General features: G+C 64.8%; 22 protein-coding genes. 5 read left to right on the top strand and 17 right to left on the bottom strand.

The genetic code is table 11. The features are described 5' to 3' along the window. Positions 1 to 3 precede the first annotated feature (3 nt). The 3 genes from rfbD to ACA027_RS19770 all read right to left on the bottom strand — a co-directional run bounded on the left by rfbD (position 4) and on the right by ACA027_RS19770 (position 2,831). On the bottom strand, positions 4 to 903 hold the full coding sequence (gene rfbD, locus ACA027_RS19760) for a dTDP-4-dehydrorhamnose reductase (RefSeq protein WP_370679889.1): 900 nt from the start codon (positions 901 to 903) through the stop codon (positions 4 to 6). 2 nt (positions 904 to 905) lie between these two features. Then, on the bottom strand, positions 906 to 1,973 hold the full coding sequence (gene rfbB, locus ACA027_RS19765; RefSeq protein ID WP_370679890.1) for a dTDP-glucose 4,6-dehydratase: 1,068 nt from the start codon (positions 1,971 to 1,973) through the stop codon (positions 906 to 908). A 72-nt stretch (positions 1,974 to 2,045) separates the two neighbouring features. Continuing rightward, the gene (locus ACA027_RS19770; RefSeq protein ID WP_370679891.1) at positions 2,046 to 2,831 is read right to left on the bottom strand and encodes a type III pantothenate kinase; all 786 of its coding nucleotides are present in this window, start codon (positions 2,829 to 2,831) and stop codon (positions 2,046 to 2,048) included. A gap of 181 nt (positions 2,832 to 3,012) precedes the next feature. Here ACA027_RS19770 and lysM point away from each other — a divergent pair, with 181 nt between their 5' ends. Next, entirely contained in the window at positions 3,013 to 3,483 is a 471-nt protein-coding gene (lysM, locus tag ACA027_RS19775) for a peptidoglycan-binding protein LysM (protein WP_370679892.1), read from the top strand. A 238-nt stretch (positions 3,484 to 3,721) separates the two neighbouring features. On the opposite strand, the gene ACA027_RS19780 is transcribed toward lysM, so the two are convergent. From ACA027_RS19780 to ACA027_RS19815, 8 genes are all read right to left on the bottom strand, one after another. Continuing rightward, positions 3,722 to 4,147 (bottom strand): rhodanese-like domain-containing protein, encoded by a 426-nt coding sequence (locus ACA027_RS19780; RefSeq protein ID WP_370679893.1) that lies wholly within the window; start codon positions 4,145 to 4,147, stop codon positions 3,722 to 3,724. A 96-nt stretch (positions 4,148 to 4,243) separates the two neighbouring features. Beyond that, entirely contained in the window at positions 4,244 to 5,032 is a 789-nt protein-coding gene (locus tag ACA027_RS19785) for a M48 family metallopeptidase (protein ID WP_370679894.1), read from the bottom strand. A gap of 99 nt (positions 5,033 to 5,131) precedes the next feature. Further along, positions 5,132 to 5,914 (bottom strand): lysophospholipid acyltransferase family protein, encoded by a 783-nt coding sequence (locus ACA027_RS19790; protein ID WP_370679895.1) that lies wholly within the window; start codon positions 5,912 to 5,914, stop codon positions 5,132 to 5,134. Between the two features lie 91 nt (positions 5,915 to 6,005). Next, positions 6,006 to 6,602 (bottom strand): D-glycero-alpha-D-manno-heptose-1,7-bisphosphate 7-phosphatase, encoded by a 597-nt coding sequence (locus ACA027_RS19795; protein ID WP_370679896.1) that lies wholly within the window; start codon positions 6,600 to 6,602, stop codon positions 6,006 to 6,008. Positions 6,603 to 6,777: 175 nt separating this feature from the next. After that, a complete protein-coding gene (locus ACA027_RS19800; protein ID WP_370679897.1) occupies positions 6,778 to 7,893 on the bottom strand; it encodes a TIGR03364 family FAD-dependent oxidoreductase in 1,116 nt (371 codons plus the stop codon). Between the two features lie 118 nt (positions 7,894 to 8,011). Then, complete coding sequence (locus tag ACA027_RS19805; RefSeq protein WP_370679898.1) at positions 8,012 to 9,793, bottom strand: putative 2-aminoethylphosphonate ABC transporter permease subunit; 1,782 nt, start codon at positions 9,791 to 9,793, stop codon at positions 8,012 to 8,014. Next, positions 9,790 to 10,866, bottom strand: coding sequence for an ABC transporter ATP-binding protein (locus ACA027_RS19810; RefSeq protein ID WP_370679899.1), 1,077 nt, complete (start codon positions 10,864 to 10,866; stop codon positions 9,790 to 9,792). Before ACA027_RS19810 ends, ACA027_RS19805 begins: the two co-directional genes overlap by 4 nt. A 292-nt stretch (positions 10,867 to 11,158) precedes the next feature. Further along, entirely contained in the window at positions 11,159 to 12,205 is a 1,047-nt protein-coding gene (locus ACA027_RS19815) for a putative 2-aminoethylphosphonate ABC transporter substrate-binding protein (RefSeq protein WP_370679900.1), read from the bottom strand. Between the two features lie 241 nt (positions 12,206 to 12,446). On the opposite strand from ACA027_RS19815, the gene ACA027_RS19820 reads away from it, so the two are divergent. After that, on the top strand, positions 12,447 to 13,325 hold the full coding sequence (locus ACA027_RS19820; protein ID WP_370679901.1) for a LysR substrate-binding domain-containing protein: 879 nt from the start codon (positions 12,447 to 12,449) through the stop codon (positions 13,323 to 13,325). Positions 13,326 to 13,636: 311 nt separating this feature from the next. Here the strand turns inward: ACA027_RS19820 and fabB are convergent, their stop codons facing one another. The 6 genes from fabB to ACA027_RS19850 all read right to left on the bottom strand — a co-directional run bounded on the left by fabB (position 13,637) and on the right by ACA027_RS19850 (position 19,912). Further along, positions 13,637 to 14,860: a beta-ketoacyl-ACP synthase I gene (fabB, locus tag ACA027_RS19825; protein WP_370679902.1), complete on the bottom strand. Its 1,224-nt coding sequence runs from the start codon at positions 14,858 to 14,860 to the stop codon at positions 13,637 to 13,639. Then, positions 14,857 to 15,381 carry a 3-hydroxyacyl-[acyl-carrier-protein] dehydratase FabA gene (gene fabA / locus ACA027_RS19830; RefSeq protein ID WP_370679903.1) on the bottom strand — a complete coding sequence of 175 codons (525 nt, stop codon included), beginning with the start codon at positions 15,379 to 15,381 and terminating at the stop codon, positions 14,857 to 14,859. The genes fabB and fabA overlap by 4 nt, the downstream gene beginning before the upstream one ends. A gap of 151 nt (positions 15,382 to 15,532) precedes the next feature. Next, positions 15,533 to 17,134: an apolipoprotein N-acyltransferase gene (gene lnt, locus ACA027_RS19835; RefSeq protein WP_370679904.1), complete on the bottom strand. Its 1,602-nt coding sequence runs from the start codon at positions 17,132 to 17,134 to the stop codon at positions 15,533 to 15,535. A 102-nt stretch (positions 17,135 to 17,236) separates the two neighbouring features. Then, a complete protein-coding gene (locus ACA027_RS19840; protein WP_370679905.1) occupies positions 17,237 to 18,097 on the bottom strand; it encodes an HlyC/CorC family transporter in 861 nt (286 codons plus the stop codon). A 425-nt stretch (positions 18,098 to 18,522) separates the two neighbouring features. After that, complete coding sequence (locus ACA027_RS19845) at positions 18,523 to 19,227, bottom strand: GNAT family N-acetyltransferase (RefSeq protein WP_370679906.1); 705 nt, start codon at positions 19,225 to 19,227, stop codon at positions 18,523 to 18,525. Between the two features lie 202 nt (positions 19,228 to 19,429). Next, positions 19,430 to 19,912 (bottom strand): Lrp/AsnC family transcriptional regulator, encoded by a 483-nt coding sequence (locus ACA027_RS19850; protein WP_370679907.1) that lies wholly within the window; start codon positions 19,910 to 19,912, stop codon positions 19,430 to 19,432. Positions 19,913 to 20,087: 175 nt separating this feature from the next. On the opposite strand from ACA027_RS19850, the gene hppD reads away from it, so the two are divergent. The 3 genes from hppD to ACA027_RS19865 all read left to right on the top strand — a co-directional run bounded on the left by hppD (position 20,088) and on the right by ACA027_RS19865 (position 24,884). After that, positions 20,088 to 21,215 (top strand): 4-hydroxyphenylpyruvate dioxygenase, encoded by a 1,128-nt coding sequence (hppD, locus tag ACA027_RS19855; protein WP_370679908.1) that lies wholly within the window; start codon positions 20,088 to 20,090, stop codon positions 21,213 to 21,215. 167 nt (positions 21,216 to 21,382) lie between these two features. After that, positions 21,383 to 22,246, top strand: coding sequence for a phenylalanine 4-monooxygenase (phhA, locus tag ACA027_RS19860; RefSeq protein ID WP_370679909.1), 864 nt, complete (start codon positions 21,383 to 21,385; stop codon positions 22,244 to 22,246). Between the two features lie 187 nt (positions 22,247 to 22,433). Beyond that, on the top strand, positions 22,434 to 24,884 hold the full coding sequence (locus tag ACA027_RS19865; protein ID WP_370679910.1) for a DUF3772 domain-containing protein: 2,451 nt from the start codon (positions 22,434 to 22,436) through the stop codon (positions 24,882 to 24,884). Positions 24,885 to 24,986: the final 102 nt, after the last annotated feature.

The raw sequence follows: 24,986 nt of genomic DNA on the forward strand, positions 1-24,986 counted from the left end.
TATTCAGTTTGACAAAATTTCATGCAGCATGCGCGTCACGCCCTGCTGCCAGGCGGGAAGCTGCAGCGAGAACGTGGTCTGCAGCTTGTGCGTATCCAGCCGCGAGCTCTGCGGTCGCCTGGCGGGTGTGGGAAAAGCGCTACTGGGCACAGGGCGAATCTCCCGGGCCTTGATGGCAAGCGTTGGCTGAATCTGCAGCGCCTGCTCCACCACATACCGGGCATAGGCATGCCAGTTGGTCGCGCCCTGGGCCACCAAGTGGTACAGGCCCACATCCTGCTTACGCTGGACCACATGCCGGATGGCATGGGCCGTCACATCGGCGATCAGATCCGCCCCTGTCGGCGCACCCCATTGATCATCGACCACGGTCAGCGTTTCGCGCTCCTGGGCCAGGCGCAGCATGGTCTTGGCAAAGTTGCCACCGCGCGCGGCGTAGACCCAACTGGTGCGGAAGATCAGATGTGAACAGCCCACGGCCTGTATGCGCTGCTCGCCCTCCAGCTTGCTGCTGCCGTAGACCGACAGCGGCGCCACGGCATCGGTCTCAGCACGCGGCGCTGTGCCGCTGCCATCGAACACATAGTCGGTGCTGTAGTGCACCAGCAGCGCCCCCAGTGCCAGGGCCTCTCGCGCCAGGACCTCGGGCGCCAAGGCATTGAGGGTTCGGGCCAGCGCAGGCGCGGGCTCTGCGCGGTCCACGGCCGTATGGGCTGCGGCGTTGACGATGACATCGGGTCGCAGCTGGCGCACCGTCTGCGCCAGGCCCTCCAGATTGCCCAGGTCACCACACAACCCTTGCGCCCCAGAGCGGCCCAGCGCTACCAACTCACCCAGCGGCGCCAGGCTGCGCTGCAACTCCCAGCCGACCTGGCCGTCTTTGCCCAACAGCAAGATCTTCATATTCACTTCGCCGTGGCGGTGTACTGCTTTTGCACCCAGTCACGGTAGGCACCGGACTGCACATTGACCACCCACTGCGGGTGGTCCAGATACCACTGCACCGTCTTGCGGATGCCGGTCTCAAAGGTTTCCGCTGGCTTCCAGCCCAATTCGCGCTCCAGCTTGCGTGCATCGATGGCATAGCGGCGGTCATGCCCAGGGCGGTCCGTGACGTAGCTGATCTGCTCGGCATAGGACTTGCCATCGCTGCGCGGGCGCAGGCGGTCCAGCAAGCCACACACTGTTTTGACGATGTCGATATTGGCTTTCTCGTTCCAGCCACCCACGTTGTAGGTCTCGCCCAGCTTGCCGGCTTCCAGCACGCGGCGGATGGCGCTGCAGTGATCACGGACATACAGCCAGTCACGCACCTGCATGCCGTCGCCGTAGACCGGCAGCGGCTTGCCCGCCAAGGCATTGACGATCACCAGCGGAATCAGTTTTTCGGGGAAGTGCAGCGGGCCGTAGTTGTTGCTGCAATTGGTGGTCAGCACCGGTAGGCCATAGGTATGGTGCCAGGCTCGCACCAGGTGGTCGCTGGCCGCCTTGCTGGCCGAATACGGGCTGTTGGGCTCGTAGTTGTTGGCTTCCGTGAAGGCGGGATCGGAGGGCGACAGGCTTCCATACACCTCGTCCGTGGACACATGCAGAAAACGGAAATCCGCCTTGGCCTGCTCTTCCAAGCCATTCCAGTAGCCGCGCACGGCCTCCAGCAGGCGAAAGGTGCCCACCACATTGGTCTGGATAAAGTCTTCCGGTCCATGGATGGAGCGGTCCACATGGCTCTCCGCCGCAAAGTGGATGACAGCGCGGGGCTGGTGTTCAGCCAACAGACGCTCCATGGTGGCGCTGTCTGCAATATCGGCCTGCACCAGCACATGGCGGGCATCGCCCTCCAGCGCAGCCAGGTTCTCCAGATTGCCGGCATAGGTCAGCTTGTCCACATTGAGCACAGGCTCGGCGTGGTGCGCCAACCAGTCCAACACAAAGTTGGCGCCAATAAAGCCTGCGCCGCCGGTCACCAGAATCATTTGCCTTCTCCCCGTCTGGACATGGCTTGCCTGAGCCGCACCACTGGGTCTGTGAGCCGGCGTTCCCAGCCCTCACCCCCAGCGCTTGTGCGCCATCACCAGCAGGCCATCAAAAATCAGGTTGTCCAGCAGCTGGAAGGGCCGCGTCATGCTGGGCGCCATCTTCCAGCCCGCACCACCGGCCATGATGCACAGGGGATCGGCCTGGTGTTTGGCTTGGCAATGGGTGGACAGATGCTGGTACATGCGCTCCACCGCACCGGCGATGGCATAGGTGCCGCCGCTGGTGAGGGCGTCGCTGGTATTCTTGGGGAACAGCTTGACCTCGCCCGTGGGCACATGCAGGCCGGCCGTGCCCCCTTCCAGGGCGCGCAGCATGATGCCATGGCCCGGAATGATCAGCCCGCCCAGAAAATTACCATCTGCATCCAGGGCATCCACGGTCACGGCCGTACCCACCATCACCACAATCAAAGGCCGTGCCGGCCCCTGCTGCAGCATCTGGTGGCGTGCGCCAATCATGGCCACCCAGCGGTCCGCACCCAGGCGCGAGGGATGGTCATAGCCATTGGCCACGCCCGCCTCTTCCTGCGCCGGCACCACCCACTGCGGCTCGACATGCCAGCCCAGCATCAGCTCGATCTGGTCATGCACACGGCGCTTGGCCGTGTCTCCGGCCACCACACAGCCCAGCATGCGCGTGGGCGCCGGCAAGCCGGCCCAGCAGCCTTCGGCCAGCCGCTCAATATGCTCCAGGAACTCGGCACCATGGGCCAGCAAGGCAGCCCCAGGTCGGTAATCGTCGTACATCGCCCACTTCAAGCGGGTGTTGCCAATGTCGATGGCCAGAAAAGTCATGCGGCGGATTATCAGGATTTTTTATGGAGGCGATCGAACAGATTGTCACAGGCAGCACCCGGTATCTGGTCTCTCCCCCTGAAATAGTCAAGAAATGCCACCGCAGCACACGCAGCGCTAGAGCGACCATTTTCCCGCTACAGTGGGCGCTCTTGCCCCAACCACCTCAAGGAGTACACCCATGGGACTGATCAGTTTTATCAAAGAAGCCGGCGAAAAGCTGTTCGGTGGCAAAGAAGCCCAGGCGGCCACCGCGCCAGAGGATTTGAACCTCAAGGCAGCGCAGGCCATTGCCACCTACATCCAGACCCTGAACCTGGGCGTCAGCGATCTGCAGGTCACGTATGACGGCAGCCAGGCCAAGGTCACGGTCGCCGGTGTGGCACCCACCCAGGCCGCCAAGGAAAAAATCACGCTGTGCTGTGGCAATGTCTCCAGCGTGACCAGCGTGGACAACCAAATGACCGTGAGCCACCCCGAGCCCGAAGCCCAATACCACGATGTGGTGCGCGGCGACACGCTGTCGGCCATCGCCAAAAAATACTATGGCGACGCCAACAAATACCCAGCGATCTTCGAGGCCAACAAGCCCATGCTGAGCCACCCGGACAAGATCTACCCCGGCCAGAAGCTGCGCATCCCTGCGCTGTAAACGCGCCCCGCAAAATGCCAAAGGCTCCCGATGGGAGCCTTTTTGCACCTGGGCTCAGGCGACCGGAGCGGGCCTGAAAAAGCCAGTGGGCGCTGCCTCGGCCACCACAACGGTCAGACAGCGCTTCAGGCGCGGCGTCTCGCCCGCAGACAGTACGCCGGTACGGCCAGGGCGAGCAACAAAGCATGAAGCGCTGTCTGAGCGCCTCCAAACGACTCACCCACCCAAATTCAAGCTTTTACTGACTCCATGGGAGGCCTTGGAGGCGCCAGCCGCCGAGCTTACCGCGCTGGTTGCTCCCATCCACATCGCCTTCAAAACCTTCGAGGATGCTGTAGGCCTCTATCCCCAGCGCCGCTGCACGCTGGGCGGCCACCACCGAGCGCACGCCGCTGCGGCACAGCAGCAGCACTTTCTGGCCCGCAGGCACCGCCGCGCGCAGATGGGCGTCAAAGTCGGGATCGGTCTGCATGCCCGGCCACTGCTTGAGCGCCACGGCCACAGCGCCCGGCACCCGGCCTACCCAGGCCCGCTCGGCATCGGTGCGCACATCCACCAGCACGGCCTGGCCGGCCTGGGCCCATTGCCAGGCCAAAGCGGCTGGAATATCGCCCGCGTAGCCCGCAGCGGGCTGAACATGCAAGGAAGTGGTGTCAGCGTTCATGGTGCGAAATCCGGTGGTGAAGGGCGGCGGGCCGGCGGCCCATGGCAAGCACATATTGTGCCCCCATGGCCGTGGAGCAGGTGGTGCGCGACCGGGCTATGCCCACAACGGCGATGCGTGCTCGCGCAGCTCGGCCCGCAGCGCGGCGTAGCCGGGCGAGGCCTCGGCCACCACGGCCCAAAAGCGGGGGCTGTGGTCCATCACACGCAGGTGGGACAGCTCATGCACCACCACATAGTCCAGCACGGCCAGCCTGCAGTGCAGCAGCCGCCAGTTCAGCATGATGCTGCCGTCACTCTTGGCACTGCCCCAGCGCGTGCGGGCATTGGACAGGCGCAGGCTGCGCCACTGCACACCCAGCTGCGGGGCATAGTGCTGCAGCCGCTCGGTGAACAGGCCGCGCGCATGGCGCAGCCACCAGGCTGCTACGCCGGCGCGCACCTGGGCCGCGCCGGCATTGGCGGCCACCGGCAGATGCAGCGACCAAGCCCCCTCGCCCACGGCCAGCAGGCTGCCGCCGCGCGGGGCTGCGAGGTTCAGGTGCAGCGTCAGCAGGCCGCCCAAAAAAGGCAGAGCAGCTCCATCCACCCAGGCAATGCGCTGCGCTTGCACCTGGCCTGCACGCTCGCGCTGCTCCTGCAGCTTTTGCGCAATCCAGCGGGATTTTTCATGGATGGAGGCTTCCAGCTGTGCCATGGACAGCCCACGTGGCGCGCGGATGGACAGGCCATGCTCGCTCACCTGAAAGCCAATGGAGCGCCGCGCCGCACGCTCCAGCTTGTAGGCCACGCGGATGCCGTCTTGCAGCAGGATCTGGTGCGTGGCGGCAGGGTGCTGAAAATCCTGGCTGCCCCACAGCAGCGCCTGACCCGGGGCCTGCAACAAGTGGCTCGCTATCGAAGCAAGAGCACTTCGTGCGCTTTGGTATTGCGCTGCAGGGCTTTTTGGCATGTCAGCCGCCATGAAGATCGCGAACGCAGCGGCTCAGTCCTGGGCAGGTGCCGAGGGTGCAGGCAGCGGCGCCGCTGCCGCCGGATAGGCCTCGGGGTCCAGGCGGCGCATTTCGGCCTCGATCCAGGCCTGCACCTCGGCCATCAGCTCTTCATGCTTGCGGCCTTCGGTGGGAATGGGCTTGCCTATGGACACCTCCACCATGCCGGGCGTCTTCACAAAGGCCTTGCGCGGCCAGCATTTGGCCGAGGTCACGGCCACCGGCACCACCGGCTTGCCCGCCATGATGGCCAGGCGCGTGGCGCCGGTCTTGTACTCACCCGCTTCACCGCGCGCAATGCGCGTGCCTTCGGGGAACATGATGACCCACACGCCTTTTTCCAGCAGGCGCTTGCCCTGCTCCACCACCTTGTGGAAAGCGCGCGAGCCATGCTTGCGGTCGATGTGGATCATGTCCAGGCTGCCTATGGACCAGCCAAAGAATGGAATCTGCAGCAGCTCCTTCTTGAACACATAGGCCAGCGGGCGCGGCATGATGGCCGGCAGCAAAAAAGTCTCATAGGTGGACTGGTGCTTGGACAGCAGCACCACCCCATCGGTGGGGTTGGTGGGCAGATGCTCCATGCCCTGCACCCGATAGCGCACACCGCAGAACCAGCCGGCCGCATCCACGCTCAGCGCCAGCCAGGCACGGGCCACCTTCCAGCGCGTATCCGGCGAGGCGCCGCACACCCGGAGCAACAAGATGAGCAAGGTGTAGGGAATGACGGTGACGCACATGAACAGCATGTGCAGCAAAGAGCGAAGAAAGGCCATGGATAGTCAAACGTTCAAATGGGGCCGGCACCGTTGCCATGCTGCCATATAGCCAGGGCAGCGGGCCGGTGGGTTCACGATTGTGGCAGGTTCAATGCACCGCAGGCCGCGGCGCGGAAATGGACCGCGCCTGTACCGGCTCTGCATCCTCGGCTGGTGCGGGCGCCAGCGCCTGGGCCAGGGCCAGCCAATCGGCGTAGTGCTGCACCTCCCCGGACGGGGGCTGGCCCGGCATAGGGCCGCCGCAGCCCTGCTCCACCCACAGCAGATGGGCGCCCACAGCGGCGCCGGCATTCAGATGCTGGTGGTCCTGGCCCACCACCCAGATCTCGTGTGGCTCGGCACCGTAGCGGGCGGCAATCTGCTGCATCAGCCCCGGAGCCGGCTTGCGGCAGTGACAGCCTTCATCCGGCGCATGGGGGCAGTAGAACACCGCCTCTATCCGCGCACCGGCCAGGGCCAGCTCACGGTGCATGCGCTGGTGCAAGGCATTGAGCTCGTTCACGTCCACGCTGCCCCGGCCCAGGCCGGGCTGGTTGGTGGCCACCACCACATGCCAGCCGGCGCGGTTGAGCTGGGCAATGGCATCCACCACGCCAGGCTGGGGCTGCCAATCCTGGGCGGGGACAATGGCATCCTCACCCTCCGGGAGAAAGGTGCCAATACGGTCCAGGATGGCGAGCTTCATGGTGGGCATAGCGGGCCTCGGCGCCCTGCATGCCACACCGGCGGTGCAGCAGGGGCTGTGGCTGACATTTTAGATGCGCCCCGGTGCTCACCGTTTGATGCGCTTCAATCCATAGCAACTTCAGCGCACACCGTCTGCTTGCAAGCCTGTTTTGATGGCCAGGCGCCCTGTGCACTCACCAGCTGTTCCACACCGATTCGGCCAGGCCAAAGGCCGTGCTGGCGCCCGAGCCGCTGGTGACGGCCACCACGCGCGTGGCTGCATCCGGCGCCTTGACCAGGCAGGGCGCATCGGGCGAGACGGGGTAGGTGCCCACCCAATGCTCCACCACCTGCTCGCCCTCCAGGCGCAGAGCCTCGCGCAAATGGCGCAGCATCAACTGGTCCACGGCCTGGCTGGCAAATGGCGGGGGCGCGCTACCGTAGTGGTGGGAGTCGCCCACCACCAGCGAGCCATCGGCACTTTGCACGGCAATCAGGTGGATGCCGTGGGCCAGGCTGTCGGCCTCGTCCCGCTGCAGCTCGGCGCGCAGGGCTGCGGCTTCGGGCAAGGCGCTATAGCCTTCATAGCGCACCATGCTCAGATCCCCCATGACGGAGCCCGCCAGATGAAAGCCTGCCTGCGGCCGCACGCGCAGCATCTGCAGCTGGCACAGCTGCACCTGGTGCGGCGCCCACTCCCCGGCAAACAGGCCACCAAGGTCGGCGTTGTTGCAGACCACCACACGCTCGGCGTGATAGAGCCCACGCGAGGTGCTCACACGCGGCGTGGCTACTTGCTGCACGGCTTCGCCAAAACGGAAGTCCACGCCCAACGCCTGCTGCAGCCACTGCGCCAGCAGCGGGATGGCGGTGCGCGACTCCACCCGCAGCTCGTGCGGGCTGTAGAGCACGGACTGCAGGCCCTCGGTGCGCAGCGCAGGGTGACGGGCTCCAGCCTGGGCCGGCGTCAGCAGTTCACAGCCCTCGGCCATGTCGGTGCGCATAAAGGCCTCGGCCACGGCGGCGGCGGCCGGGCGGCGGGCCGTCAGCCACAGGCCTTGGTGCATCACGTCAATGCCGGCCTGGGGCGCAATCTCGGCCCAGATCTGGCGCGAGCGCATGGCCCGCTGCCAATGGTCTCCGGCGCGCTGGCCGGTGATGGTGACAAAGCCGAAGTTGCGAATGGAGGCGCCCAGGCAGGCGGCATCGCGCTCGAGCACCAGCACGGACTTGCCGCGCGAGGCAGCGGTATAGGCATGGGCCAGGCCGACGATGCCGGCGCCCACCACGATGAGGTCGTAATGTTTCATAGCAAATCAGAAAAAAGGTAAAGCTCGCCCCTTCCGCGCAGCAGGACGGCGCGGAGAAGGCATAAAAGCGAAAGGGGAAGGAAGTGGTGCGCGAAGTGCTTAGAGCGTGTTCACGCTCTTAACGCTGGCGCCAGAGTTGGGTGCGCTTTTGCATCCAGGCGTCCAGGCCCGCGATCAGCAAGCGCCCCGCCGCAGCGGTGGCAAAGATCAGCGTGGCCATGGCCGCGGCCGGGGCGATGTCGCCTGCATCGTCCATGGCCAGCACGGCCACCGAGGCCAGTGTGGTTTCGGGCGAATACAAAAAGACCACCGCCGACACCGTGGTCATCGCGTTCACAAAAAAGTAGCCCGCCACCTGCATCACGGCCGGCAGGCACACCGGCAGGTGCACGCGCCACAGCAGTGTCCAGAAAGGCACGCCCATGGAGTCGGCCACGCGCTCGTATTCCGCATCCAGCTGCTGCAGGGCCGTGAGCTGGGTGATATGGGCCACCGAGAAGAAATGCGCCACCGTGCACAGCACCAGAATGCCGAGAGAGCCGTAGAGAAAGTGCAGCGGGTTGCCGGCAGCATTGAAGAACAGGATGTAGCCCAGACCCAGCGCCAGCCCCGGCACCGCCATGGGCAGCGTGGCCATGGCATGCAGCCATTGGCGCGCCCGCGCCCAGCCCGTGGGCTTGGCCACCAGGTAAGCGCTCAAAAAGCTCAGCAAGGCCCCCAGCACGGCCGTGGCCGCCGCCAGCATCAGCGAGTTGCCGTAGCTGGCCCAGCCACCGCCATCCACCATGTCGAACTGGTAGTTCTTCAGACTCAGACTCAGGTTGTAAGGCCAGAACGTGACCAGCGAGGCCAGCACCGCCGTGCCCATCACCACCAGCAGCACCAGGGCCACCAGGCTGCAATACAGCAGCAGCGCGCGGTCCAGCGGCGCATGGGGTTGGGGCTGCAAGGGCACGGCACGCACCGCCATGGCAGCGGCCTGCTTGGCACGCAGATGGCGCTCGGCAGCAAAGGCCAGACCGGCCGGCACCAGCAGCAGCATGGCCACCACAGCGCCCATGGACAGGTTTTGCTGGCCAATCACCTGTTTGTAGATATCGGTGGCCAGCATTTGCGTGTTGCCGCCAATGACCTTGGGCACGCCAAAATCCGTCATCACCAGCACAAAGACCACCACCCAGGCAATCATCAACCCATAGCGGCTGCCCGGCAGCGTGACCTGGCAAAAGCTGCGCCAGCGGCCCGCGCCCAGCGTGGCAGCGGCCTCATACAAACGGGCATCGCCCGAACCCAGTGTGGTGCACAACATCATCAGCGCATGCGGGAAGGTCCACAGCACCGAGCCGACCACGATGCCAAAGGGCCCATAGGCCGAGCCCCCCAGCAGCAGCGACTTGAGCAGGCCTTGCGTGCCGAACAGATAGATCAGGCTGATGGCCATCAACAGCGACGGCGCCAGCAGCGGCACCAGGGCCATGGCACGAAACCATTTGGCCAGCGGCATGCAAGAGCGCATCACCCCGTAGGCATAGCCGTAGGCCAGGGCCACGCACAGCGTGCTGCTGATGGCGGACAGCAGCACGCTGTTGAGCAACGACTGCCCCACGCCGGGCGTGCGGGCGTAAACCCAGTACTGGGCCAGGCCCGAGAACTTGTCATCGGCCGACCAGAAGCTGCGCCCCAGCAGCGTCCCCACCGGCAAGGCAATCGCCACCAGCAGCACCGCTAGCAGGCCCAGCACCAGCAAGCCCAGCCACAGCTTTTCCCAGTTGAACACCCGCGATTGCGGGGGCGTGGCCGGGCCGGAGGCCTGGCGACGGTCCACCTCCACCGCAGCAGAAGGCATGGGCACGCCAACGCCCAATGGGGACACCGGCAGCACAGCAGACAGCACGCTCATGCGGCCCTCCGCAAGGTGTCGGGTGCGGCCAGCGGCTGCAGCGCGGCGGCGGGCAGCTCCACCAGCACCTCGCCCTGCAACCAATCCGGCAGCTGGGCGTCATGGCGCAGCGGCCATTGCACATCGATCTGGCACTGCAAGGTGGGGCTGTAGACCCGCACCAGCACCATGGAGCCCAGGAAGGATGTTTCCATCACCCGCGCACGGAACAGATTCATCAGCGCAATCGGTTGCGCCGGATGCAGCACCACGCTCTCGGGCCGCACGCCCACCAGCAGGGCATCGCCGGCGTCAAAGCCGCGGGTGGTGCAATCCAGCCGGCCCTCGCCCACACGCACCACATCACCGGCCTCGGCCACGGCGGGCAGCAGATTCATGCGCCCCACAAAGCCGGCAGCAAAATGGCTCACCGGCTGGGCATAGAGCTGCTCGGGCGAGCCCTGCTGCTCAATGCGGCCCTGGTGCATCAGCACCACGCGATCGGCCATGGACAGGGCCTCCTCCTGGTCGTGCGTGACCATGATGGCGGCAATGCCCAGTTGGCGCTGCAGCTGGCGGATTTCGCTGCGCAACTCGGTGCGCACCTGGGCATCCAGGGCCGACAGCGGCTCATCCAGCAGCAGCAGGCGCGGCCGTGGCGCCAAAGCCCGTGCCAACGCAATGCGCTGCTGCTGGCCGCCCGAGAGCTGGGCCGGATAACGCTGGGCCTGGGCGCCCAGGCCCACCAGGGCCAGCATCTCCTGCACGCGGGCCTGGGCCTGTTTGGCGGCCTGACCCTTGAGGCCAAACGCCACGTTCTGCGCCGCCGTCAGATTGGGAAACAGCGCATAGCTCTGAAACACCACACCAAAGCCACGCCGCGCAGCCGGCCAGCGCGTGATGTCCTCACCCTGAAAGCGTATGCAGCCCTCATCCGGCTGCTCGATACCGCACAGAATGCGCAGCAGCGTGGTCTTGCCGCAGCCCGAAGGGCCCAGCAGGCTGACGAACTCGCCGCTGTCCACCGCCAGTTCAATGCCCCGCAGCACCGGCTGGTCCTTGTATTGCTTGGCGATATGTTCTATGCGCAGCATGTATCTCTTTCAACGTTCAAGCCTGGAGAGGGGAAAAAAGCCCCCTCACCCCCACCCTCTCCCGCAAGCGGGCGAGGGAGACATACCAGGGCCAGACCGGCCCCCATCCCCGCCTTCCCCCGGTGGGGGAAGGAGCAACACCCAAGCAGCCGAGCCAACGTGCCCCAGTCCTCTGTCGCATGCCGAGCACTCGTTCGCCAGAGACACCGCGCAAGGGCCGCCCCGCCGCGCTGGTGTCGTCCCCCTCCGGCGAAGCCAGAGAGGGGAAGCGGCGCAGCCGCTCAGGGGGTGCTTATTTCTTCTCTGCCTTGGCCTCATAACGACGCGCCCACTCGGCCAGAATGCGGTCGCGGTTGGTGGCCGACCAGTTGAAGTCGTTCTTGGCCAGGCGCTTTTCCAGATCGGCAGGGATGAACTCGTGCTTTTCCTGGGCTTCGGGCAGGGCCAGCACGGCAAAGTTGGCAGCGTAGAGCTGGTTGGCCTCGGGCGTCACGGCCCAGTCAGCCAGGGCCTTGGCGGCTTCCTGCTTTTTGCTGGTCTTCAAAATGGCCGTGGCCTCCACATCCCAGCCCAGGCCTTCCTTGGGGAAGATGATGTCGATCGGCGCCCCGTCCTTCTTGGTCTTGTTGGCGCGGTATTCAAAGCTCAGGCCCACGGGAAATTCGCCCGCGCCGGCCTGGCGGCAGGGCTTGGAGCCGCTGTGGGTGTAGACGCCGATGTTCTGGTGCAGCGCGTCCATATAGGCCCAGCCTTTTTCCTCGCCCATCATCTGCAGCCAGGCCGCCACCATCAAATAGCCTGTGCCGCTGGATGCGGGGTGGGGCATGGTGATGCTGCCCTTGAATGCAGGCTGGGTCAGGTCAGCCCAGCTGGTGGGCGTGGGCAGCTTGCGCTTTTGGCCTTCCACGGTGTTGAAGCACACGGCGGACGACCACAGGTCCATGCCCACCCAGGTGGGGGTCGCGGCCGGGTCACGCATGGTGGAACGCACCTTGGCCAGGTTCTTGGGCGCATAGGGCAGGAGCATGCCCTGCTTGTCCAGCAGCATCAGCGAAGTGGCGGCCACACCCCAGACCGCATCGGCCTGGGGATTGGATTTTTCGGCCAGCAGGCGGGCGGTGATGATCCCCGTGCTGTCGCGCACAAACTTCAACTCGATCTCGGGATGGGCTTTTTCAAAACCAACCTTGTAGGCCTTGATCTGGTCGGCCTCCAGGGCCGAATACACCAACAATTCGGTCTTGGCCGCCAGGGCCGAGCCGGCAGCACCCAGCAGCGAGCAGGCAGCGGCAGTCAGCAAGGCAAGGCGGCGGGAGCGGGAAGCAAGGGCGAGGCGCATGGCAGATTCCTGAAAAGTGAGGGCATGAAAGCCGTGGTGGAGCCAGCCCCAGAGGCGCTGACTCCCTGCCTTGCACTGTAGGAAACAGATGTGAAACCTGCGTGTCACAGAACCGAAATTTGCCGAAGCGTTTATTGGAAAATTTGCGCCCCTTCGCTATGGGAGATCTGCCCACCGCCGCTGCCGCCGTGGTGAAATGCTGCCAGCCGGCTGGAGCCGCTTCCTGGCCACCCCACACACCATGTTCGTCACGCAACTGCAGTCCTTTTTCTGGGTGGCCCGGCTGGGCAGCATCACCCTGGCGGCACGCCATCTGGGGCTGAGCCAGCCCACCGTCACCACCCAGATCCGCGCGCTGGAAGCGCATTACGGCGTGGAACTTTTCCAGCGCCAGGGCGGACGCCTGAACCTGTCGGGTGAGGGCCTGCAGTTGCTACCCCAGGTGGAGCAGCTGCTGCTGCAGACGGTGGAGTTGGAGTCGGCCCTGCGCCATGCGGGCGACGGCAGCCAGGGCGGGCTGCTGCGCATAGGCGCCACCGCCCCCTATTACGTGTTGGACATCGTGCAGCGCTTTACCCTGCAGTTCCCGCGCGTGCAGCTGTCCATTTGCAGCGGCAACTCGCAGCAGATGGTGCAGGCCCTGTCGGCCTACCAGGTGGACCTGGCCACCTCGTCCACGCCCGAAAGCGACCCACGCCTGCTGCGTCTGGAGCTGGGCCAGGACCCTCTGGCCCTGGTGGTACACCGCAGCCACAGACTGGCTGGCCACACCCAGGTGGAAGTGGCCGAGCTGGCGGCAGAGACCTTGATCCTGCGCGAGCCCGGCTCGGTGACCCGGCGGCTGACCGAACAGCTGCTGGCCGATGCCGGCGTCGCCCCGACGCGGGTGCTGGAAATTGCCAGCCGCGAAGGCATACGCGAGGCGGTGATACGCGCCATGGGCGTCAGCGCCTTTGCCCGCCACGAGGCCACGGCCCACCCCGAGCTGGTGGTGCTGCCCTTTGCCGGACCCGTACCCCATTTACCCGAATACCTGTACTGCCTGCAAAGCCGCAGCCAGGCACCGCTGATTGCGGCTTTTCTGGCGGCCAGCCAGGTGAAAACATACCAAAAAACATAGCTGACTACGCATACACAGAGCACGCTAGATGCTTTTTTTCTGCAAAACAGCATTGCACGAGCAGCGGTAGGCTGGAGTGGGCCTGAGAAGACCAACCTGGCGCCAGAACCTTCTCCACAACGACCAGACGGCACTGCAGGCTAGGCGCACGCCCGCAGACAGTATCGAGATACGGCAAGGGCGAGCAACAACGCATGAAGTGCCGTATGGGCGCCTCCCAACGAATCACCTACCAAGCGAAGACAGGCTTCTAAGCAAAAAGCCCTGGGCTCATGCACAGGGCTTTTTCTTGGGGCAAGTTGCGTCCGCGCTTACTGGCCGTCCCAGCGCTGGAGCACCAGCGAGGCATTGGTGCCGCCAAAACCAAAGCTGTTGGACAGCACGGTCTTCAGTGCGGCGTCACGCGTCTGGGTCACCAGGGGCATATCGCCCAGCAGCGGGTCAGGCGTTTCCACATTCGCCGAGCCGGCGATAAAGCCCTTGTTCAGCATGATCAGGCAGTAGATGGCTTCCTGCACGCCGGTGGCGCCCAGCGAGTGGCCAGTCAAGGACTTGGTCGACGAGAACGGGGGCACGGCGTCGCCAAACAATGTACGCATGGCGCGCACTTCCTGCATATCGCCCACGGGGGTCGAGGTGCCATGGGTGTTGATGTAGTCGATGGGGCCATCCACGGTGTCCATTGCCTGCTGCATGCAGGCAATGGCGCCGTCTCCGGAAGGGGCCACCATGTCTTCGCCGTCGCTGGTGGCACCAAAGCCCACCACTTCAGCCAAGATGGTGGCGCCACGGGCCAGGGCGTGGTCCAGGCTTTCCAGCACCACGGCGCCGCCGCCGCCGGCGATGACAAAGCCATCGCGGTTGGCGTCATAGGCACGCGATGCCAGCTCGGGCGTGGCGTTGTACTTGCTGGACATGGCACCCATGCCGTCAAACAGCAGCGACATGCCCCAGGACAGCTCTTCGCCGCCGCCGGCAAACATCACGTCCTGCATGCCCCAGGCGATCTGCTGCGCAGCCGCGCCAATGCAGTGGGCCGAGGTACTGCAGGCCGAGGTGATGGAGTAGTTGATGCCCTTGACCTTGAAATTGGTCGCCAGGCAAGCGGAGACGGTGGAGCTCATGCAACGCGTGACCTGGTAGGGCCCCACGCGGCGTATGCCTTTTTCGCGCAGCGTGTCGGCCGCCTCGATCTGGTTGGCGGGCGAGCCGCCGCCCGACCCCATGATCAGGCCGGTGCGCGGATGGCTCACCTGCTCGGGCGTCAGCCCGGCTTGCTTGATGGCATCTTCCAGCGCAATTTGCGAGTAGGCCGCGGCATCACCCATGAAGCGCAGCTGCTTGCGGTCAATGCGCGCTTCCACGTCGATCTCGGGAATGCCAGCCACTTGACTGCGCATACCCAGCTCGGTGAACTGGGGCATGGCCTTGATGCCGGAGCGGCTCGCGCGCAGCGAGGCCTCCACCGTCTCGAGGTCGTTGCCGATGCAGGACACAATGCCTGCACCCGTGATCACTACCCGCTTCTTGCTCATGCTGCCTTACCTTGGGCTTGGCCTTCGCGCAGAAACAGACCCACGCGCAGGTCATTGGCTACATAGATTTCTTTGCCGTCGGCCAACAGGCGGGCATCGCCGATGGCCATGATCAGCTTGCGCTTGATCACACGCTTGATATCAATTTCATATGTCACGAGTTTGACGTCGGGACCCACTTCGCCGGTGAATTTCACCTCGCCAGCGCCCAGGGCGCGGCCACGACCGGGCAAGCGCAGCCAGGTCAGGTAAAAACCGATCAGCTGCCACATGGCGTCCAGGCCCAGGCAACCGGGCATGACGGGGTCGCCCTGGAAGTGGCACTTGAAGAACCACAGCTCGGGATTGACGTCCAGCTCGGCCACGATCTTGCCCAGGCCGTGCGCGCCGCCGTCTTCGGAGATATGCGTGATGCGATCAAACATCAGCATGGGAGGCAGGGGCAGACGCCCACTGTCCGGGGTGAACAGCTTGCCTTCACCCGAGGCAATCAGTTGTTCGAAGGAAAACGATTCGGCCATTTTTTACGTTAACTCCAGCGCGGCAAATGCCATCGCATATTGATGTTGTGCTTCGCCGCAGAGTGTACGGGCGCCGCAGGCGGGCATTATCGAAGCTATTTGTTGTTAGGGCACCACTAACCCTGTAGGTATAGTCCGACTTTGCACGGTCTCAGCGACGGCGCAGCCGCCATGCAGCCAGGCCCAGCACCACCGCACACAGCAGCGACAGCGGCCACAGCCCCAGCGCCGCTACCCAGCGGGCATAGGGCGTCAGCTGCTCCCGGCCCTGGGTAGTGGCCAGCAACACACCGCGTTTCAAAGCAGGCAAATGGTGGGTGACCACCCCGCGGTGATCGATCGCAACTGTAGCCCCAGTGTTGGTTGCACGCAGCATGGGGCGCTCAAATTCCAAGGAGCGCATGCGGCTAATGTGCAAATGCTGGTCGATGGCGCTGCTGTCGCCGAACCAGGCAATATTGCTCATATTGATGAGCACCGTAGGCGCCTGGGCCGCATCGGCAAAGCGTGCGCCCAGCTCTTCGCCGAACAAGTCCTCATAGCAGATATTGGCGCCCAGGCGCTCGCCCTGCCACAGCATGGGCGGCTGGGCCACGGCGCCGCGCGCAAAGTCGCCCAGGGGAATGTTCATCATGCGCACAAACCACTGGAACATGGGCGGAATGAATTCGCCAAAAGGCACCAGATGGTGCTTGTCGTAGCGGTACACACCTTGGCCGCCGGGCTGCCAGCCCAGGGCCGCATTGGCATAGCCGCGCTCATCCAGCAGCGGGATGCCCACCAGGGCCGCATGGGCGCCGCGCCCGCTTTCCTGGTAGCGGTAGGGGGCACTGATGGCATCCAGATAGCCTTCGGGCAGCTGATTGGGCAACAGCGGCAACGCGGTTTCCGGGGCCACCACCAAGGGGGCTGCCGGCTGCAGCAGCTGGCGGGCATACCAGTCCAGGGACTGGGCAATGCCTTCACCGGGCTCGAACTTCACGTCCTGCGCAATATTTCCCTGCAGCAGCGCCACCTCCAGCACCGGGCGGTCTGCGGCCAGGGCATCGCCCTCGGCCAGCGCCTTCAGGCGCCAGCTGCCCAGGGCCGCCAGGGCCGCCGCCGTCAGCACCAGAGGCAAGCCCCAGCGCAGCACACGGCGGCGCGGGCTGTCCACGGCCTGGGCCAGCAGCATGGCCAGCCAGGCCGCCACAGCGCCCGTGCCATACACGCCCACCCAGCGCGGCAACGCGGCCAGCGGGCCGTCCACATGGGCGTAACCCGCTGCGCCCCAGGGGAAGCCGGTCCACAGCCAGCCCCGGGCCAGCTCCGCCAAGCTCCAGGCAGCGGCAAACACCAGGGCCGCCCAGGCCGGGTGCAGCGGCCGCAGCCGCACAAAACCCCAACAGGCGATGGCGTAGTAGCTGCCTAAAAAAGCCGCCAGCGCCAGCACCGCCAGGGCCGCCAGCGGCGCGGGCAGCCCACCATAGGTGTGCATGGAGATGAACAGCCACCAGAAGGTGCCGCAGAGCCAGGCCGTGGCAAACACCCCGCCGCGCCAGGCCGCGCTGCGCGCCGTGGGGGCATGCAACAGGCCGACGGCCAGCACGGCCAGGCTCAGTAGTTGCAACCACCACAGCGCCTGGCCTGTACCCGGCCAGGCCAGGGCAGCGGCCTGCAGCTCGCCCGCCAGCAGCATGGCAACCAACCAGCCAAGGCCCACAAAGCGGTGGCCGGCGCTAGATAAAACAGGAGCAGCGTGAGCAGGTGGCATGGGCATGAGGCCAAAAAGACGCAGAACAACACAGTCAAGCAGCAGGCAGACAACGCAGGCCTATGACCCAGGCGCTGCCTGCCCGTGGACACAGAGCGGCGATCAGCTCTGCAGGCGCGTGACCTTGAACCAGTGCACGGCACCGCCCTTGGCGTGCAGCACTTCGAAACGCAGACCGGCCAGGTCCATGAATTCTCCCCGGAACGGCACCCGCCCCAGTTCATGGGCCACCAGGCCGCCTATGGTGTCGAAGTCTTCGTCCGGGTCGGTGGCCTCCAGGGTCACCTCAAAGAAGTCTGCCACGCGCTCCACCGGGGTGGAGCCCGCCACGCGGTAGGTGGCATCGGCCAGGGCGAAGATATCGCCCTCTTCCTCGGGCAGGTCGAACTCGTCCTCGATCTCGCCTACGATCTCTTCCAGCACATCCTCAATGGTCACCAGGCCGGCGATGACACCGAACTCATCCACCACGATGGCCAGATGGTTGCGGTTGCTGCGGAAGACGCGCAGCAAATCATTCAGGGGCTTGCTTTCCGGCACAAAGATGGCGGGGCGCAGCAAAGCACGCAGGCTCAGGCTGGGTGCGCGCTGGAGCTTGAGCAAATCCTTGGCCAGCAGCACGCCGATGATGTTGTCGCGCTCGCCCTCGAACACGGGGAAGCGCGAATGCGCGGTGTTGATGATCTGGCGCAGCTGCTCTTCGTAGGACTCGTCGATGTCCAGCAGATCCATGCGTGGCGCAGCCACCATGACGTCGCCGGCCGTGCGATCGGCCATGCGGATGACGCCTTCCAACATGACGCGGGCGTCGGTGCCTATGACGGCGTTGTCTTCGGCATCGGCCAGGGTCTCGATCAGCTCATCGGGGCTGTCGGGGCCTGGGTGTATGAATTCGGCGACTTTCTGCAGAAAGCTGCGCTTGTCTTCGCGTTCGGAAGGGCGCTGCGGAAGCGGGTCGGACACTGTCTGTGGTGCAGGACGTGCGGTAGTAAAACAAGCCTCAAGGATAGCGGATTCGAAAATCTTGTGACTTGGGTGGCACCCTGAATGAGGGTGGTCACTCCCCAGCACCCCCTCGAAAAACCAGAGCTCAAGATGCTTATGCAGCCTGCATCTCAGGCCTTTTTTGTGGATGCAGAGCCCTCACCCCGCCCCTCTCCCGCAAGCGGGCGAGGGAGAAATACCGAGGAGCACCAAAGCCCCCATCCCCAACTTCCCCCCGACGGGGGAAGGAGTAACACCCAAGGCGCAGGACAAGAGCACCCCTACCGCATGCAAAGTCCCTTTCGCCAGGGCAGCGCGCAAGGGCCGCCCCGCCGCGCTGCTGCCGTCCCCCTCCCGCGCGTAGCGCGAAGAGAGGGGGAAGCCGCAAAGCGGCTCAGGGGGTGTTATTCACCAGCCTGATGCCGCCCGTCCTGCACACCTTTGCGGATTTCCTGCACATCGGCCAGCAGCTCCCAGAACTGCTTGGCCTGCTTTTTGAACTGGTAGTCGACGGCGGCCACATGGGTTTCCACCATCTCGGCCATGCGCGAGTCAAAGTCGCCCGGGGGCAGCTGCAGATAGGCCTCGGATTCCGTGCCGTCACGCTGCACCTTGGCGCCAGCGCTGCGGGCAATCTTCAGCATGGCGGTGTTTTCCGACAGGGCGTGGATGAACATCATGTCCACGCCATGGTTGCGGGCATGCAGGGCGGCACGGGCAAACAGCCGGCCGCCCAGACCCTTGCCACGGGCGGTCTTGAGCACGGACACGCCGAACTCCGCACAGTTGCTGTGCTGGGCCAGGTCCACATAGGCCAGGTGGGCCATGGCCACCAGCTCCAGGCGGCGGTTGAAGATGCCGAAGATGTCGTCACGCTCGAAATCCAGCTGGTCCACATAGCGGCGCACCTGCTCGTCGTTGGCCGCATAGCCAAAACGCAGATAGCGGTCGCCCGTATCCAGCTTCAGCAAATGGGCCTGGATGCGCTCGCGGTGGCGCGGCGCCAGCTCGCGTATGGGCACCAGGCTGGGCAAGCGGTTCGATGCGAACCGGGGCAAAAACAGCGTGGAACCTGCCTTCAATGAAGCGGAAAGCCATTCACTGCTCATCACCTACCTCCTTCAAGCCCCGTGGGGCACGGTTAACCGACCTCTGGCCGGAAGTGCCGGCCTGCACAATTTGCTGCATTGCAACATAAAACACGTTGGAATGCCCCAAGTTGTCCACATTGCCACAGGGTTTACCCGGAAACCAGACGGCCGAAACCTGCTTTTGCGCTGGCACAAGGCCTGCGCCCGCGCGGACACCGAACTACAGCGGAATTGCCGTGGTGGCCTTGACACGGTCCAGCACAAAGCTGGTTTTGCAGTCCTGCACGCTGGGGTGCTTGAGCAAGGTATCCATGATGAAGCGGCTGTAGTGCTGCATATCGGACACCACCACACGCAGCAAATAATCCATCTCCCCCGTCAGCGAGGCACATTCCACCACCTCGGGCCAGGTTTGCACACTGGCCTTGAACAGGTCCATGGGGTTGCGCTTGTGGGTTTCGGTGTTCTTCTCCAGCCGCACGTTCAGATAGGCCGTCAGGCCCAGGCCCACGCTTTCCGGAGGCACCAGCGCCACATAGCGGTCGATGACACCGCATTCCTCCAGCCGTTTGACGCGGCGCAGCACGGCGCTGGGAGACAGGCCGACCTGCTCGCCAATGACGTCATAGGTCTCTCTGCCATTTTCCATCAAGCGGCGCAAAATTGCCCGATCAAGCTTATCTATTGCGTGGAGTGAACTCATGACGCAGGATTCTACACCTTAAGGATAAGTATTAACCCTATACCTCTTTGAATTATGCGCAAACACCACATTTCGCGCACTTTTCCTGCCAAGCAAGCGCCATACCAACGCAGGACGCAGCATTCTTGACCCAGGGCAAACCTACAGTGGAGCACCCCACCCACTGGAGACCTGCATGAACGCTCCCCTGCCCGCCACAGACCTCGACACCACCTCGGCCTGGGACAATCCCATGGGCACCGACGGCTTCGAGTTCATCGAATTCGCCGCCCCCGACCCGCAGGCCATGGGCAAGGTGTTCGAGCGCATGGGCTTTCGCGCCGTGGCCCGCCACCGCCACAAAAACGTGCTGCTCTACCGCCAGGGCGAGATCAACTTCATCGTCAACGCCGAGCCCGACAGCTTTGCCCAGCGCTTTGCCCGCCTGCACGGCCCCAGCGTCTGCGCCATCGCCTTTCGCGTGCACGACGCCAAGGCCGCCTACGAGCGCGCCGTCAACCTGGGCGCCTGGGGCTATGCCGGCACGGCCGCTCCGGGTGAACTCCAGATCCCTGCCATCAAGGGCGTGGGCGACAGCCTGATCTATCTGGTGGACCGCTGGCGCGGCAAGCACAACGCCCAGCCGGGCGACATCGGCAACATCGGATTTTTTGACGTGGACTTTGTGCCCCTGCCCGGCGTCAGCACCGCCGACATGCTGCAAGTGCCAGGCCATGGGCTGACCTATATCGACCACCTGACCCACAACGTGCACCGTGGCCGCATGGTGGAGTGGGCCAATTTCTACGAGCGCTTGTTCAACTTCCGCGAGGTCAAGTACTTCGACATCGAGGGCCAGGTCACCGGAGTCAAGAGCAAGGCCATGACCAGCCCCTGCGGCAAGATCCGCATTCCCATCAACGAGGAAGGCAAGGAAAAGGCCGGGCAGATCCAGGAGTACCTGGACATGTACCAGGGCGAGGGCATACAGCACATTGCCATGGGCTCGGACGATTTGTACGCCACCGTGGACGGCCTGCGCGCCGGCGGCATGCGTTTGCTGGACACCATAGACACCTACTACGAACTGATCAACAAGCGCCTGCCCGAGCACGGTGAGCCCGTGGCAGAGTTGAAGAAACGCAAGATCTTGATCGATGGCAGCGGCCAGAAGCTGCTGCTGCAGATCTTCAGCGAAAACCAGCTCGGCCCCATCTTCTTCGAGTTCATTCAGCGCAAGGGCGACGACGGCTTTGGCAATGGCAACTTCAAGGCGCTGTTCGAGAGCATTGAGCTAGACCAAATGCGCCGCGGCGTTCTTTGAGCGGCGTCCACACGCCCCTGCATGTGTCGTTGGCCCGCCTGGTCGTAGCGCTGCTACTGCCTGCGGCGGGCCGCCTCGCCTGCATCGCGCATCTGGCGATGCGCAGGGCCGTGTGAACCCCCGAACTTCCGGCGAAGTCCAAATCGCCGACCAGCAAGGAGAAGACCATGGGAGCCACTCCCGCCGTTTACGGCCAATCCAGCCGCCCACCACGGGGCGACTACAGCCGCGCAGCCAACGACTACACCTGCTCGCAGGACTACGCGGCCTATACCGAGGCGGAACATGCCACCTGGCGCCAGCTGTACACACGCCAAAGTGCGTTGCTGCCGGGGCGGGCCAGCAGCGACTTCATCGCCTGCCTGCCGCAGCTGGGCGCCAGCGAGCGCATTCCCCACTTCGATGACATCAACCTGCGCCTGAGCGCCGCCACGGGCTGGCAGATTGTGGGCGTGCCGGGGTTAATCCCCGAGCTGGATTTCTTTCGCCTGCTCAGCCAGCGCCGCTTTCCGGTGACGGACTGGATACGCACGCCCCAGGAGCTGGACTACATCGTCGAGCCCGACATCTTTCACGACCTGTTCGGCCATGTACCGCTGCTGTTCCATCCGGTACTGGCCGACTACATGCAGGCCTATGGCGCGGGCGGGCTGAAAGCTGCCGAGCTGGGCGCCACCGAGCTGCTGGCGCGCCTGTACTGGTACAGCATAGAGTTCGGCCTGATCCGCGAATCCGGTGGCCTGCGCGCCTATGGCGCCGGCATCTTGAGTTCCGCCGGCGAGCTGGCCTACAGCGTCAGCAGCCCCCAGCCCCAGCGCCTGCCGCTGCAGCTGACGCGCACCATGCGCACGCGCTACCGCATCGACGCCTACCAGCAGACCTATTTCGTCATCGACGATATGCAGCAGCTGCTGGACTTTGCCAACACCGACTTTGCGCCGCTGTACGCCGATTTGCGCGGCCAGCCCGCCATCGAGGCCGGCGCCCTCCAGCCCGGCGAACAAGCCCTGGCCTTGCCCGCCACCGCGTAAGTCTTCATAGCCACCAGCACTGATGGCCCGCGGGCTTTCATGCCTGGGGGCTGCAGACGGCGGCGGATCGGCCCGTCTGCCCCCAGGCTTGCACAGCCCTAGCCAGAACTCGGAAACCACGGCTGTGCCTATAGTGGCGGTTTGATGGGCATGCGGCCCCGCAGCCCCATTCACCCGAGCGACCACCATGCAGTCCTTTTGCACCCATTTGCTGCGCTGGCTTGTGGCCTTGCACCTGTGCATGGGCCTGGCCCATGCGGCCGACCCACTGATCCTGCCCGACTCCGGCATGGATCCACAGGCCCAGCTCCAAAGCGTTGCCTCCACCCTGGAGAAAGTGCATGCATCCCTGGATGATGCCGAAGCCACCGACACGCTGCAGACGCTGGTGGAGCAGTCGATCAAGGCCAAGCGCGACGCCGACGCCGCCGTGACCCAGCTGGAGCCGCTGCTCAAACAGCTGGATGCCCGCATGGCCCAGTTGGGCCCTGCAGCCGACGGCGCCGCCGAAGGCAGCGACATCCGCGAGCAGCGCAAGCTGCTGGGCCAGCAGCAAACCGATCTGGGCTCCTCCATCAAGCGCGGCAAGCTGCTGTCCGTGGAAGCGCAGCAGACCGCCAGCTCCATCGAGCAGATGCGCGCCCAGCAATTCAACGCCCAGATCGCCAGCAAGGCCATCTCACCGCTGTCGCCCGCGCTGTGGCGGCAATTTGCCGAGCAGCTGCCGGCCGATATGCAGCGCCAGGCCGCGCTGATGCGTCAGGGCCAGGCCAGCCTGATCAGCGCCATCGAACAACATGGCTGGAGCAAGCCGCTGCGAGGCCTGCTGATAGCCCTGGTGTTGATGTTCCCGCTGCGCATGTGGCTGCGCCACCTGGGCCGCCAGTTCGCCATGTCCAAGCGCGCACCCGATGGCCGCTTGCGCCGCACCGGCCTGGCCGTGTGGCAGCTGGTGGTGGGCACCGTGCTGCCCGGTCTGGCCAGCCTGGTGTTCATCGAACATCTGCGCGACATCGAGGCCATTGCACCGCGCCTGCAAAGCGTGGCGGACACCTGGATCAAGTCCTCGTTCGTGGCAGCCTTCTTCCTGTCCATCAGCGCCAGCCTGCTGGTGCCCAAGCGGCCGTCCTGGCGATTGCTGGCCATCGACGACATCGCCGCGCCGGCCCTGACCCGCTACGCCTGGGGCGCTGCGCTGCTGACCTGGTTTTCCATGATGCTCAACGCCGTGGACATTGCCGCACGCACCAGCACCGTCAGCACCGTGGCACTGGATGGACTGGTGGCGCTGACCTATGTGGGCCTGATCCTGGGCGTGCAGCTCACCATCAACCAACAGCGCAAGCGCCAGGCTGCCCCCCATTCCACCGAAAGCGGCCACCACGAGCCCCAGACACGCAGCGGCTGGCTGCTGCTGGCCTGGCTGGGCGGCCATATCACCGTGCTGGCCGCACTGGTGGCGGCACTGCTGGGCTATCTGAATTTTTCCGTGTTCGTGGCCACGCAAATGGTGTGGATCACCGTGGTGGTGCTGGCCACTTCGCTGCTGATGAAGTTTGCCGACGACTGCTGTACCTGGATGTTCGAGAGCGCAAGCCGCATGAACCAGGCCATCAGCCAGGGCACCGGCCTGAGGCCGGCCCGGCTGGAGCAGTTGGGCGTGCTGCTGTCGGCCCTGCTGCGCGTATGCCTGCTGCTGCTGGGCGTGGCCGCGCTGACGGCCCCGTTTGGCAATGCCAACTACCTGATGGGTTGGGGCTCTGCCCTGGCCCAGGGGGTGTCTGTGGGCGGCAGCACGCTGACCCCCATGACCTTGCTGCGTGCCGCCCTGGTGCTGGTGCTGGGCCTGACCTTTTTCCGCGCCCTGCAGCACTGGCTGGTGGACACCTATCTGCCCAAGACCGAGCTGGACATTGGCGCACGCAACTCCATCAGCACGGTGACGCGCTATGTGGGCATCATCCTGTCCGGCCTGTGGACGCTGGCCGCCCTGGGCATAGGCTTTGAGCGGGTGGCCCTGCTGGCCAGTGCGCTGTCGGTGGGCATCGGTTTTGGTCTGCAGGCCATCACGCAGAACTTTGTCTCCGGCTTGATTTTGCTGGCTGAGCGCCCCGTCAAACTGGGTGACCGCGTGCGCATCGGCGACCAGGTGGGCGACATCCGCCGCATCAGCGTGCGCGCCACCGAGATCCAGATGGACGACCGCTCCACGCTGATCGTGCCCAACTCCGAGCTCATCACCAAGTCGGTGCAGAACCTGACCATGGACAACCCCGTGGGCCGTGTCACCATCGCCTTTTCTGTGCCGTTGAATACCGACATCGTGCGCCTCAAGGAGCTGCTGCTGGGCATTTACACCGCCCATGTGGCCGTGCTCGAGACGCCGGCCCCCAATATGTATGTGGACTCCATCAACGGCAGCGTGGTGAACATCGTCTGCCATGGCTATGTGGGCAGCCCGCGCAATGCCTATTCCACGCGCAGCGACCTGCTTTTTGCCCTGCTGCGGGACGCTGCCCAGGCTGGCATCCCCCTGGTCTCGGCCACGGACATCCACCTGGTGCAGTCCCCGCCGTCCCAGGCTGCGGCCGCCCCGGCAGCGCCCCCTGCGGCGAATCCGGCCACGCCCAGCACCTAAGAGCGTGTTCAAAGTCTCCATGCCAGAAGCGACCCACAGGGTCGCTTCTTTTTTTGCAGCAGCTTGCGCTGATGCAGATTGCGCTGCAGACCTTTTCTACAC

Source organism: Comamonas sp. GB3 AK4-5, from assembly GCF_041320665.1.
Lineage (GTDB): Bacteria > Pseudomonadota > Gammaproteobacteria > Burkholderiales > Burkholderiaceae_C > Comamonas.

Excerpts from the sequence above, each read along its gene's own strand:
- rfbD (WP_370679889.1), bottom strand. The coding sequence starts at position 903 with ATGAAGATCTTGCTGTTGGGCAAAGACGGCCAGGTCGGCTGGGAGTTG.
- rfbB (WP_370679890.1), bottom strand. The coding sequence starts at position 1,973 with ATGATTCTGGTGACCGGCGGCGCAGGCTTTATTGGCGCCAACTTTGTG.
- ACA027_RS19770 (WP_370679891.1), bottom strand. The coding sequence starts at position 2,831 with ATGACTTTTCTGGCCATCGACATTGGCAACACCCGCTTGAAGTGGGCG.
- lysM (WP_370679892.1), top strand. The coding sequence starts at position 3,013 with ATGGGACTGATCAGTTTTATCAAAGAAGCCGGCGAAAAGCTGTTCGGT.
- ACA027_RS19780 (WP_370679893.1), bottom strand. The coding sequence starts at position 4,147 with ATGAACGCTGACACCACTTCCTTGCATGTTCAGCCCGCTGCGGGCTAC.
- ACA027_RS19790 (WP_370679895.1), bottom strand. The coding sequence starts at position 5,914 with ATGGCCTTTCTTCGCTCTTTGCTGCACATGCTGTTCATGTGCGTCACC.
- ACA027_RS19795 (WP_370679896.1), bottom strand. The coding sequence starts at position 6,602 with ATGAAGCTCGCCATCCTGGACCGTATTGGCACCTTTCTCCCGGAGGGT.
- ACA027_RS19800 (WP_370679897.1), bottom strand. The coding sequence starts at position 7,893 with ATGAAACATTACGACCTCATCGTGGTGGGCGCCGGCATCGTCGGCCTG.
- ACA027_RS19805 (WP_370679898.1), bottom strand. The coding sequence starts at position 9,793 with ATGAGCGTGCTGTCTGCTGTGCTGCCGGTGTCCCCATTGGGCGTTGGC.
- ACA027_RS19810 (WP_370679899.1), bottom strand. The coding sequence starts at position 10,866 with ATGCTGCGCATAGAACATATCGCCAAGCAATACAAGGACCAGCCGGTG.
- ACA027_RS19815 (WP_370679900.1), bottom strand. The coding sequence starts at position 12,205 with ATGCGCCTCGCCCTTGCTTCCCGCTCCCGCCGCCTTGCCTTGCTGACT.
- ACA027_RS19820 (WP_370679901.1), top strand. The coding sequence starts at position 12,447 with ATGTTCGTCACGCAACTGCAGTCCTTTTTCTGGGTGGCCCGGCTGGGC.
- fabB (WP_370679902.1), bottom strand. The coding sequence starts at position 14,860 with ATGAGCAAGAAGCGGGTAGTGATCACGGGTGCAGGCATTGTGTCCTGC.
- fabA (WP_370679903.1), bottom strand. The coding sequence starts at position 15,381 with ATGGCCGAATCGTTTTCCTTCGAACAACTGATTGCCTCGGGTGAAGGC.
- lnt (WP_370679904.1), bottom strand. The coding sequence starts at position 17,134 with ATGCCACCTGCTCACGCTGCTCCTGTTTTATCTAGCGCCGGCCACCGC.
- ACA027_RS19845 (WP_370679906.1), bottom strand. The coding sequence starts at position 19,227 with ATGAGCAGTGAATGGCTTTCCGCTTCATTGAAGGCAGGTTCCACGCTG.
- ACA027_RS19850 (WP_370679907.1), bottom strand. The coding sequence starts at position 19,912 with ATGAGTTCACTCCACGCAATAGATAAGCTTGATCGGGCAATTTTGCGC.
- hppD (WP_370679908.1), top strand. The coding sequence starts at position 20,088 with ATGAACGCTCCCCTGCCCGCCACAGACCTCGACACCACCTCGGCCTGG.
- phhA (WP_370679909.1), top strand. The coding sequence starts at position 21,383 with ATGGGAGCCACTCCCGCCGTTTACGGCCAATCCAGCCGCCCACCACGG.
- ACA027_RS19865 (WP_370679910.1), top strand. The coding sequence starts at position 22,434 with ATGCAGTCCTTTTGCACCCATTTGCTGCGCTGGCTTGTGGCCTTGCAC.